The following is a 1,546-nucleotide window of genomic DNA, read 5'->3' on the forward strand; positions in this document are numbered from 1 at the left end:
CTCTCTCAAAACTGAACGAACAAATAAAGACGTCTTTTAATGAAGATAAACTTCATTTCATCCTTAGAAAGGAGGTGATCCAGCCGCACCTTCCGATACGGCTACCTTGTTACGACTTCACCCCAATCATCTGTCCCACCTTAGGCGGCTGGCTCCAAAAGGTTACCCCACCGACTTCGGGTGTTACAAACTCTCGTGGTGTGACGGGCGGTGTGTACAAGGCCCGGGAACGTATTCACCGCGGCATGCTGATCCGCGATTACTAGCGATTCCGGCTTCATGCAGGCGAGTTGCAGCCTGCAATCCGAACTGAGAATGGTTTTATGGGATTGGCTAAACCTCGCGGTCTTGCAGCCCTTTGTACCATCCATTGTAGCACGTGTGTAGCCCAGGTCATAAGGGGCATGATGATTTGACGTCATCCCCACCTTCCTCCGGTTTGTCACCGGCAGTCACCTTAGAGTGCCCAACTGAATGCTGGCAACTAAGATCAAGGGTTGCGCTCGTTGCGGGACTTAACCCAACATCTCACGACACGAGCTGACGACAACCATGCACCACCTGTCACTCTGTCCCCCGAAGGGGAACGTCCTATCTCTAGGAGTGTCAGAGGATGTCAAGACCTGGTAAGGTTCTTCGCGTTGCTTCGAATTAAACCACATGCTCCACCGCTTGTGCGGGCCCCCGTCAATTCCTTTGAGTTTCAGCCTTGCGGCCGTACTCCCCAGGCGGAGTGCTTAATGCGTTTGCTGCAGCACTAAAGGGCGGAAACCCTCTAACACTTAGCACTCATCGTTTACGGCGTGGACTACCAGGGTATCTAATCCTGTTCGCTCCCCACGCTTTCGCGCCTCAGCGTCAGTTACAGACCAGAGAGTCGCCTTCGCCACTGGTGTTCCTCCACATCTCTACGCATTTCACCGCTACACGTGGAATTCCACTCTCCTCTTCTGCACTCAAGTCCCCCAGTTTCCAATGACCCTCCACGGTTGAGCCGTGGGCTTTCACATCAGACTTAAAGGACCGCCTGCGCGCGCTTTACGCCCAATAATTCCGGACAACGCTTGCCACCTACGTATTACCGCGGCTGCTGGCACGTAGTTAGCCGTGGCTTTCTGGTTAGGTACCGTCAAGGTACCGGCAGTTACTCCGGTACTTGTTCTTCCCTAACAACAGAGTTTTACGATCCGAAAACCTTCATCACTCACGCGGCGTTGCTCCGTCAGACTTTCGTCCATTGCGGAAGATTCCCTACTGCTGCCTCCCGTAGGAGTCTGGGCCGTGTCTCAGTCCCAGTGTGGCCGATCACCCTCTCAGGTCGGCTACGCATCGTTGCCTTGGTGAGCCGTTACCTCACCAACTAGCTAATGCGCCGCGGGCCCATCTGTAAGTGATAGCCGAAACCATCTTTCAGCTTAAGGACATGAGTCCAAAAGCATTATCCGGTATTAGCTCCGGTTTCCCGAAGTTATCCCAGTCTTACAGGCAGGTTGCCCACGTGTTACTCACCCGTCCGCCGCTGACTTCAGGGAGCAAGCTCCCATCC

At 54.0% G+C, this 1,546-nt stretch carries 1 rRNA gene; it reads right to left on the reverse strand.

What is annotated here, in order from left to right:
• Positions 1 to 67: 67 nt before the first annotated feature.
• Positions 68 to 1,546 (reverse strand): 16S ribosomal RNA (locus F7732_RS22480); the annotation flags it as partial.

Source organism: Bacillus mesophilum, assembly GCF_008923265.1.
Taxonomy (GTDB): Bacteria; Bacillota; Bacilli; order Bacillales; family Cytobacillaceae; genus Cytobacillus; species Cytobacillus mesophilum.